Annotated in this window: 6 protein-coding genes; 4 read left to right on the forward strand and 2 right to left on the reverse strand. The window is 77.2% G+C overall.

Translation table 11 applies throughout. The features are described from left to right. From GTR02_RS16300 to GTR02_RS16310, 3 genes are all read left to right on the forward strand, one after another. Positions 1–2345: glycoside hydrolase family 95 protein (locus tag GTR02_RS16300; protein WP_166608550.1), on the forward strand; the 2345-nt coding region annotated here is incomplete at its 5' end. Further along, the gene (locus GTR02_RS16305; RefSeq protein WP_166608551.1) at positions 2342–3883 is read left to right on the forward strand and encodes a family 43 glycosylhydrolase; all 1542 of its coding nucleotides are present in this window, start codon (positions 2342–2344) and stop codon (positions 3881–3883) included. The genes GTR02_RS16300 and GTR02_RS16305, both read left to right, overlap by 4 nt. Next, a complete protein-coding gene (locus GTR02_RS16310; protein ID WP_166608552.1) occupies positions 3880–6555 on the forward strand; it encodes a family 78 glycoside hydrolase catalytic domain in 2676 nt (891 codons plus the stop codon). Before GTR02_RS16305 ends, GTR02_RS16310 begins: the two co-directional genes overlap by 4 nt. Positions 6556–6588: 33 nt before the next feature. Here GTR02_RS16310 and GTR02_RS16315 read toward each other — a convergent pair whose 3' ends face one another. Further along, positions 6589–7206, reverse strand: coding sequence for a TetR family transcriptional regulator (locus tag GTR02_RS16315; protein WP_166608553.1), 618 nt, complete (start codon positions 7204–7206; stop codon positions 6589–6591). A gap of 152 nt (positions 7207–7358) precedes the next feature. On the opposite strand from GTR02_RS16315, the gene GTR02_RS16320 reads away from it, so the two are divergent. Then, positions 7359–8108, forward strand: a complete 750-nt coding sequence (locus tag GTR02_RS16320; RefSeq protein WP_166608554.1) for an SDR family oxidoreductase — start codon at positions 7359–7361, stop codon at positions 8106–8108. A 20-nt stretch (positions 8109–8128) separates the two neighbouring features. On the opposite strand, the gene GTR02_RS16325 is transcribed toward GTR02_RS16320, so the two are convergent. Next, on the reverse strand, positions 8129–9576 hold a 1448-nt coding region (locus GTR02_RS16325), incomplete at its 5' end, for an MFS transporter (protein WP_166608555.1).

Raw genomic sequence — 9576 nt, forward strand, 5'->3', positions numbered from 1 at the left:
CCGCCACCCGGTTCGTCGACGGGTTCCCGCTCGGCAACGGCTCGCTCGGCGCCGTGCTGCGGGGCGGGGCGGGCGAGGAGCACCTCGACCTCAACGTGGACACCCTCTGGTCCGGGGGGCCGCTGCCGCCCGCGACCGGGCCCGCACCGCACCTCCTCCTGCCGGAGCTGCGGGCGGCGGTGGCGGCGGGGGACTTCCCGCGGGCGGACGAGCTGGCGCGCGGGCTGCAGGGACCGGGCTGGAGCCAGTCCTACCAGCCCCTGGGCGCGCTGGACTGGGCCTACGCGCCGGCCGGCGGGGCGAGCGGCTACCGCCGCGAGCTGGACGTCGCCGAGGCCCTGGCGAGCACGGCGTTCGACACGCCCGCCGGGCCCGTCCGGCTGGAGACCTTCGTCTCCGCGCCGGACGCGGTCCTGGTGGCCACGGCGACCGGCCCGGGCACCGCCGCGGTGGTGGCCCCCCGCTGGGACTCCCCGCACGCCGGCGCGGACGTCCGGCAGGAGGAGGCCGGCGGCGTCTCGTGGACGACGGTGACGGGGCGGGCCCCGGCCCACGTGACACCGAACTACGTCGAGGACGCGGACCCCGTGCGCTACGCCGACGACGAGCCGGACGCCGACGGGACCGTCGCCGCCGGCACCGGCTACGCCGTCGTGGTGGCCGTCCAGCGCGACGGCGACGGGCAGCGGCTGATCGCGGCGGCCGTCAGCGGCTTCCGCGGCGCCACGCAGCGGCCGAGCGCGGACGTCGAGGCGCTGGCCGCGCAGGCGCGGACCCTCGTGGAGGCGGCGCTCACGCAGCCGACCGCGGTGCTGCGGGCGCGGCACCGCGAGGAGCACCGGGGCTACTTCGACCGGGTGGACCTGCAGCTGCCCCCCGACGCGGCGGCCGCCGCCGAGTTCTTCTGGCACTACGGCCGCTACCTGCTCATCAGCAGCTCGCGGCCGGGGACGCAGGCCGCGACGCTGCAGGGCATCTGGAACGCCGACGTCCGGCCCGCGTGGAGCTGCAACTACACGACCAACATCAACGTCGAGATGAACTACTGGCCCGCCGAGGCGGTCGCGCTGGCCGACGTCGCCGAACCCCTCTTCGACCTGGCCGCGGACCTGGCCGTGCAGGGCCGCGCCACGGCCGCCCGCGTCTACGGGGCCGCCGGGTCGGCCGTGCACCACAACACGGACGTGTGGCGGTTCTCGACCCCGGTCCCCGGCGACCCGTGCTGGGCGAACTGGCCCTCCGCCCTGCCGTGGATCGCCGCGCACCTGTCCAGCCACGTCGAGCACTGCGCCGACGCGGACGAGGCCCGGCGGGCCCGGTCGCGGGCCCTGCCGGTGCTGCGCGCGGCGTCGGCCTTCGCCCTCGACGTGCTCGTGCCGGACGCGGACGGCGCCCTCGTCGTCAGCCCGTCCACCTCCCCCGAGCACGCGTTCCTCCTCGACGGGCGGCGGGCCGTGGTCTCGGCGGGGACCGCGATGGACCAGGAGCTCGTGCGGGAGGTCCTCACGTCCTTCGCCACCACCGTCGCGGCGGGAACCGGCGACGCCCGCCCCGGCGACCCCGACGCGGCGGGCGACGAGGCCCTCGCGGCGCGGGCGCGGACGGCGCTCGACGCCCTGCGGCCCGTCGCGACCGGCGCCGACGGGGCGCTGCTGGAGTGGGCGCAGGAGCGTGTCCCGCAGGAGGTGGGTCACCGGCACGTGTCGCACCTGTACGGCCTCTACCCGGGGACCCGCATCACGGAGCAGGGGACGCCCGCGGACTTCGAGGCGGCCCGCCGGGCCCTGCGGTCCCGGATCGACGGGGGCAGCGGCTACACGGGCTGGAGCCAGGCGTGGATCCTCTGCCTCGCGGCCCGCCTGCGCGACACCGGGCTGGCGGAGCGGTCCCTCGACGTCCTCCTGGACGACCTCACGTCGGACTCCCTGCTGGACCTGCACCCGCACGGCGACTGGCCGGGCGGGTCGGTGTTCCAGATCGACGGCAACTTCGGCGCCGTCGCGGGCATGACGGAACTGCTCGTGCAGAGCCACGACGGGGCGATCGCCCTGCTGCGCACCGTGCCGCGCGCCTGGTCGTCCGGGCGCGTGCGGGGGATCCGCTGCCGCGGGGGCGCCCGCGTCGACGTCGCGTGGTCCGGCGGGGCCGCCACGGAGGTCGTCGTCGTCAACGGCCCGGGGGAGCACCTCGTGCTGGAGGTCCCGGGGACCGGGGCGGGCCTGTCCGTGCAGGACGGGTCGGGCGCCGCGGTGGGCGGCGTGGAGGTCACGGGTTCCGTGCCGGGCCGCAGCCGGCTGTCCTGGCCCGCCGCGGCGGGGGCGACGTACCGGCTGACCGCCGCGTGAGCGCGGCCCCGGCCCGGCTGGAGCACGTGCTGGACGGCGACTACTCCGACCCCGACGTCGTCCTCGTCGACGGCACGTACTGGATGGTCACCTCGACCATCCACGGCTCACCGGGGATGGCCGTGCTGCGCTCGCCCGACCTCCTCGCGTGGGAGCACGTCGGCCACGTCGTCGCCGACCTCACCGAGCTGGGCCCGGCCTACGCGCACGCGGCGACGGGGAGCCGGTTCGGCCGCGGGGTGTACGCGGGGTCGATCCGGCACCACGACGGCCGGTTCTGGGTGCACTTCACGACGCTCGACGAGGGCGTCTTCGTCTGCACCGCCGTCGATCCCGCGGGTCCGTGGTCGCCGCCGCACCGGCTCAGCGACGCGACGATGTGGGACGACCCCTGCCCGCTGTGGGACGACGACGGCCGCGCGTGGCTCGTGCTGAGCAACCCCGGGCCCGAGTGGTTCACCCACCTCGTGCCGATGTCGCCCGACGGGCGGACCCTGCACCTGGACCAGCGCCGCGTCGTGGACGACCGGCACACCAGCGAGGGCAACAAGCTGTTCCGGCGGGGCCCCTGGTACTACCTGCTGCACAACGAGGTCCGCAGCCACGGCGACCGCCTCGCGGTCGTGCTGCGGACGCGGTCGCTGGACGCCCCCACCCCGTGGGAGAAGCGCGACCTCGTCCACGGCGCCGGCCTGGACCGCTCCCGCGAGCCCAACCAGGGGTCCCTGCTGGCCGACGTCGCGGGGGACTGGTGGTTCGTCACCCACCACGGCCGCACGGGCTACCCCGAGGGCCGCCCGCTCAGCCGGGTGCCCGTGACGTGGGAGGACGACTGGCCCGTCGTGCGCGGCCCCGACGGGCCCACCGACCGGGCCGTGCTCGACGAGCGCGTCGTCGTCGGCACCGTCGGCCCGCGCGACGACGACTTCGACCGCGGACGCCCCGGGCCGCAGTGGGAGTGGGCCGTCGTGCCGGCGCCCGGCAGCTGGTCGGTGCTCGCGGACCCGCCGTGCCTGCAGCTGGTGGCCGGCCCGTCGGCGCGCGGCGACGGCCTGCGCACGGCGCCCGCCGTGCTCACGCAGCGGATCGCGGCCCGGCCCGGGCGCGCCACGGTGCTGCTCGACGGTTCCGGCCTGGCCGAGGGCGGCGTCGCGGGCCTCGGCCACTACGCGGTGGACGGTCCCGTCGGGTTCGGGCTGGCCCGCCAGGACGGGCGGCTGTGGCTCGTGCTGGTGGGGGAGGGGACCGAGCGGCTGGCGCCGGCACCGGGGGACCGCCTCGAGCTGTGCACCGAGGTGGACGCCCACCACCGGGCCGTCTTCGCCGTGCGCGCCGAGGAGGCCGCGGAGTTCACGCCGCTCGGGGACAGCCACCCCCTGCGGTTCTCGCACTACCGCGGTTCCCGCCTCGCGCTGTTCGCGCTGGCCGACGGGCCCGCCGGGGGGAGCGCGCGGTTCTCCCGGTTCCGCTACGGCCTGCTCGACGAGCCGCACCGCCTGCCGCGCAGCGGCACCCGGACGGAGCGGACGGCACCGTGACCGGCCGCCTGCACCCCGAGCACCTGCGCGTCGAGGACCTCGTCGAGCCGGTCGGGCTGGGCGAACCCCGGCCGGTGCTGTCGTGGATCGCCGTCGCCGCGCCCGACGGCCGGCGGAACGGCCGGCAGAACGGCCAGGTGCAGACCGCCCACCAGGTCCGCGCCGCCCCCACCGAGGACGCGGTCGAGGCGGGCACCCTGTGGGACACGGGCCGCGTCGCCGGCCCCGACCTCGCCGTGACCTGGGGCGGGCGGCCGCTGGGCTCGCGCGAGCGGGTCTGCTGGCAGGTGCGGCTGTGGGACCGCGACGGGGAACCCGGGCCGTGGTCGCCGGTGGCCGTCCTCGAACTGGGCCTGCTCGCCGCGGCCGACTGGCACGGTGACTGGATCACCGACCCGCGCTGGGTGCCCGCCGACGGGGGAGGGGCCGAGGCGGACCTGCCCGACCCACCGGGCCTGCCGCTGCTGGCGACGGAGTTCCGGCTGCCGCCCGGGCCCGTGCGCCGGGCCCGCCTGCACATCGCCGGGCTGGGCACCTACGTGGCCAGCCTCAACGGCCGGCGGGTGGGCCGCGACGTCCTCGCCCCCGGCCTCACGGACTACGGCCGGCGGGTCGAGCACGCGACCCACGACGTCACGGACCTGCTGTCCGGCGGCGACAACGCCCTCGGCGTGGCCCTCGGCACCGGGCCCGCGTGGATCACCCCGGGCGAGCGCTACCAGAAGCACCAGGCGCGGTTCAGCCGCCCGCGCGTCATCGCGCAGCTGGAGGTCACGGGCGCGGACGGCACCCGCACGACCGTGGTCACCGACCCCGCGTGGCGGGCCACCGCGGGACCCACCACGGCGTCGGACTGGTTCGGCGGCGAGGACCACGACGCGCGCGCCGAGGTGCCGGGCTGGGACGTCGCGGGCACCGACCGCGGGGCGTGGCGCCCCGCCGTCGTCGCCCCCGGACCGCGCCCGGAGCTGTCGGGGCTGTGCGCGCCACCGCTGCGGGTGGTGGAGGTCCTGGACGCCGGCCCGGCCGTCCCGCTGCCCGGGGCACGGGCCCGCTTCGACCTGCCCCGCAACGTCGCCGGGCTGCTGCGGGTCACGCTGACGGCCCCAGCAGGAACCAGGGTGGAGCTCTGGCCGGGGGAGCGGCTGAACCCCGACGGCACGGTCGACCAGGAGGCCCTGGGAACCCCGGTGTTCCACTCGGTCACGTCCGCCGGACCGGCGCTGACGTGGACGGAGACGTTCCGCTACGACGGGTTCCGCCACGTCGAGGTGCGGGGGCTCGTCTCCGGGGTCCAGGTGCGCGACGTCCAGGCGCTCGTCGTGCGGGCCGCCACCGAGGCCGTCGGGACGTTCACCTGCTCCGACCCCACGATCACCGCGATCCACGCCCTCGTCGACGGCGCCGTCCGCTCGAACATGTTCAGCGTGTTCACCGACTGCCCGCACCGCGAGAAGCTCGGTTGGCTGGAGGAGACGCACCTGGTGATGGGCGCGGTCTCGCGCGGGTACGACCTCGCGGCCTACCTGCGCAGCGCCGTCCGCACCGTGGCCGAGGCGCAGCACCCCGACGGCCGGGTCCCCGACATCGCCCCCGAGCACGTCGTGTTCGACGGCGGGTTCGCCGACGACCCGAACTGGGGCGGGGCGATCGCCCTGGTGCCCTGGCTGCTGCTGGAGCACTACGGCGACCGGCGCACCGCGGAACGGACCTACGACGCGGTCCGGAACTACCTGCGCTACCTGGAGTCCCGGCGGTCCGGGACGACGGAGACGCTCGGCTACGACCAGCTCGGGGACTGGGCCGAGCTCGGCGTCACGACGACCCCGCAGCTGGTCACGACGTTCGGCTACTACCGCGTCGTGGACGCCCTGGCCCGCACCGCGGCCGCCCTGGGCCGCACGGCCGACGCCGAGGAGTTCGCGGCCCGGCGCGACCGCGTCCGCGCCGACGCCCGGGAGCGCTGGTACGACGCCGCGACGGGCGTCGTCGCGAACGGCACTCAGGCCGCGTCGGCGCTCGCGCTGGACATGGGGTTCGTGCCCGCCGCCGACGAAGCCCGGGTGCTCGCGGCGCTGGTGGCCGACATCGAGGACCGGGGCGGGCACCTCACCGTCGGGGAGATCGCCCTGCCGTCGGTGTTCCGGGTGCTCGCCCGCCACGGCCGCGACGACCTCGTGCACCGCACGGTCGTGAACCCCACCGCCCCCAGCTTCGGGGCCTTCGTCGCGGCGGGCATGACGACCCTCCCCGAGTACTGGGACATGCAGGGGTCGCTGAACCACTTCATGCTCGGCTGCGTCGTGGAGTGGTTCGGGGCCCGCCTGGCCGGCATCACCCAGGCGCCCGGCTCGCTCGCGTGGCGCCACCTCGTGGTGAGACCCTCGGTCGTGGGGGGCCTCACGTCCGCCTCGAGCACGTGGCGCACGGTGGCCGGCACGGTCGCGGCGTCGTGGGCCCTCGTCGACGGCGCGGTCGTGCTCGACGTGGAGGTGCCCGTCGGGTCCGACGCGGTCGTGCACCTGCCCGTGCCCGCGGAGCCGGACGGGCTCACCGCCCGCTGCGACCCGCCGGGCGCCGTCGAGCGCGGGGTGGTCGAGCTGGTGGACGGCCGCTGCGCGAGCTTCGCCGTCGGCTCGGGGCGCTGGCGCCTGGACTGGGCCGCCGTCTGACGGTGGGGTGGCCGACGGCGGCGCGCGAGCCCGTCACCGCGGCGCCCTCCGGCGCCGGCCGCCCGCCGGGACCGCGCGCAGGGCGAGCTCTGCGGACCGTGCGAGGTCGGCGGACCCGACGCCCGCGGCCGCGTGGACGGCCTGACCCTCCAGCACGACCTGCAGGAACCGGGCCAGTGCCGCCGGGTCGGTCCCCGGTGGCAGATCGCCCTCGTCGACCGCGCGGGCGAAGCGCTCGGCGAGGGCCGCCTCGCCGGCCAGCCGGCCGGCCGCGAGGAACTCCGCGACCCCGGCGTTCCCGGCGCTCACCGCGGCCGCGCCCTGGACGGACAGGCAGCCGGCCGGGAGGCCGGGCCGGCGCAGGGCGTCGAGCTGCCCGTGCAGGAGGGCCTCGGCCACCTCGTGCGCCGTCGGCCGGTCGAGGGCGGCCCGGACGTAGGCCATCTCGGTCTCCCGGTAGCGCGCGACGACCGCGCGGAACAACTGCTCCTTGCCGCCGAACGCGGCGTAGAGGCTCGGCCGGCCGATGCCCATCGCCGCCGTCAGGTCGCGCAGCGACGTGCCCTCGTAGCCCTGCCGCCAGAACACGCGGACCGCGGCGTCGAGCGCACTCGTGCGGTCGAACTCCCGGGGCCGGCCTGGTCCCGGCACGTGACGACCCCCTGTCCCCGCTCGGTGGCGCCCGGGGAACACCCGGTGCTCGTCGACGCTTACCTCTGTACCGAACAGTACAGAAGTTCGGTCACCGCGTCGACCGCACGGCCGACGCGGCCACCGCAGCACCTCACCAGCAGGAGAGCACCATGGGACAGCTCACCGGCAAGACCGCCCTCGTCACCGGCGGCACCTCCGGCATCGGCCTCGCCGCCGCCCGCCGGTTCGCCGCCGAGGGGGCGCACGTGGTCGTCACGGGGCGTCGGCAGCAGCAGCTGGACGAGGCGGTCGCGGCGATCGGGCCGCTCGCCACCGGGGTCCGCGGGGACGTGACGGTCGCGGCCGACCTCGATCGCGTCGTCGACGCGGTCGCCGCCCGCGGCGCGGGGCTGGACGTGCTGTTCGCCAACGCCGGCGGCGGGGAGTTCGCGGCGCTCGGCGACCTCACGCCCGAGCACGTCACCGCGACCTTCGACCGCAACGTCGGCGGCACGGTGTTCACCGTGCAGAAGGCCCTCCCACTGCTCAACCGGGGGGCCTCGGTCGTGCTCACGGGGTCGACCGCGGCCGGCAACGGGACGCCGTCCTTCAGCGTCTACGCCGCCTCCAAGGCGGCGGTCCGCTCCCTCGGCCGCACCTGGGCCGCCGAGCTCGCCGGGCGCGGGATCCGCGTGAACACGCTGGTGCCCGGGTCGACCGAGACCCCGGGGCTGGTCGAGCTGGCGCCGGACGCGGCCGCGGCGACCGCGATGCTGGCGGGCATGGCCGAGGGCATCCCGCTCGGCCGGGTGGCGCACCCCGACGAGATCGCCGCCGCCGCCCTGTTCCTCGCCTCCGACCAGAGCAGTTTCATGACCGGCGGCGAGCTCGTCGTGGACGGCGGGAGCGAGCAGGTCTGACCGCACCGTGCAGCGAGTGCCTACGGCCGGGTGGCCGTCCCCGCGGCGGCAGCGTCGACCGGGTGGGTGCCCAGCTCGTGACGGGGCATCAGCGCGGCGACGGCGACCCCGAGGGCGAAGACGGCCGCCACGGTGAGGAAGACGGTGGTGAAGGCCGCCCCGTAGTCCGCCGCCGTGCCGGTGGCGCCGTCGGCGGCGAGCCGGCTCGCCAGCAACCCGCCGAGCAGCCCGGTGCCGACGGTCACCCCGCACTCGCGCACGTAGGTCATCGCCGCGGTCACCCCGCCCAGGGAACGGGCGGCGCCCGCGTCCTGGGCGACGACCACCACGATCTGCAGGAAGAGCCCCGCGCCGGCGCCGAAGACGACCAGCAGCACGGCCGTGGCCGCCAGCGGGAGGAGGTCGCCGACGAGGGCCAGCGCGGTCGTGGAGGCCAGTCCGAGCGCGCACCCGAGGACGGGGAAGCGGCGCCAGTGCCCGTGGCGGCGGACGGCGAAGCCGCTGAGGTTCACCCCCGTGACGATGCCCAGGGTGACGGGGAGCAGGAACAGCCCCGAGACGGTGGCCGAGGTTCGGTGGACCCCCTGGATCCAGCTCGGCACGTAGGCGATGACCCCGAACATCGCGAACCCCGCGAGGGCGGAGAGCGCGGCGCACGCGCCAACCGTGCGACCGCGCAGCGAGGTGACCGGCAGCAGCGGGTGCCGGGCCCGGCTCTGGTGCAGGACCAGCAGGGCGAGCGCCCCGGCGGTGGCGGCGAGCAGCGCCGCGACAGCCGGTGTCGCACCGCGCGCGGGGAACTCGGTCGCCGAGGCCGCGAGGCCGGTCGTCGCGGCCGCCAGGAGGACCGCGCCGAGGACGTCGAAGCGTTCCGCCGGCCGGGCGACGGCCGGCTGCCGGACCGCGGTGCAGGCGAGCAGCAGCGCGAGCGCCCCCACCGGGAGGTTCACCCAGAACACGGCACGCCACGAACCGGCGTCGGTCAGGGTGCCGCCCAGCAGCGGGCCGACGACCGTGGCGACGGCGAACACCGCCCCCAGCGGCCCCAGGACGGCGGCCCGGTCGCGAGCCGGGACCACCTCGGCGACCAGGGCCTGGGGGAGCACGAGCATCCCGGCGCCCCCGAGGCCCTGCACCGCCCGGGCGGCGGCGAGCTGCCCCACGTCCTGGGCGGCGGCGCACAGCAGCGAGGCGACGACGAAGACGACGATGCTCACGCGCAGCATGCGCACCCGGCCCACCCGGTCGGCGAGCGACCCGACCACCGGCATGGCCACGGCGAGGGCCACGACGTAGGCGGTCAGGACCCACGACGTGCGGCCCGCGGCGCCGAGCTCGGCACCGACGGCCGGCAGGGCCGTCGCGACGATGGTCTGGTCGACGGCGCTGAGCGCGGTGACCAGCACGAGGCAGACCAGCAGGCGGCGCAGGGATCCGGGCGCGGCGGGCGGGCCGCCCGGGCGGGGGC

The organism is Kineococcus siccus, from assembly GCF_009906795.1.
Taxonomy (GTDB): domain Bacteria; phylum Actinomycetota; class Actinomycetes; order Actinomycetales; family Kineococcaceae; genus Kineococcus; species Kineococcus siccus.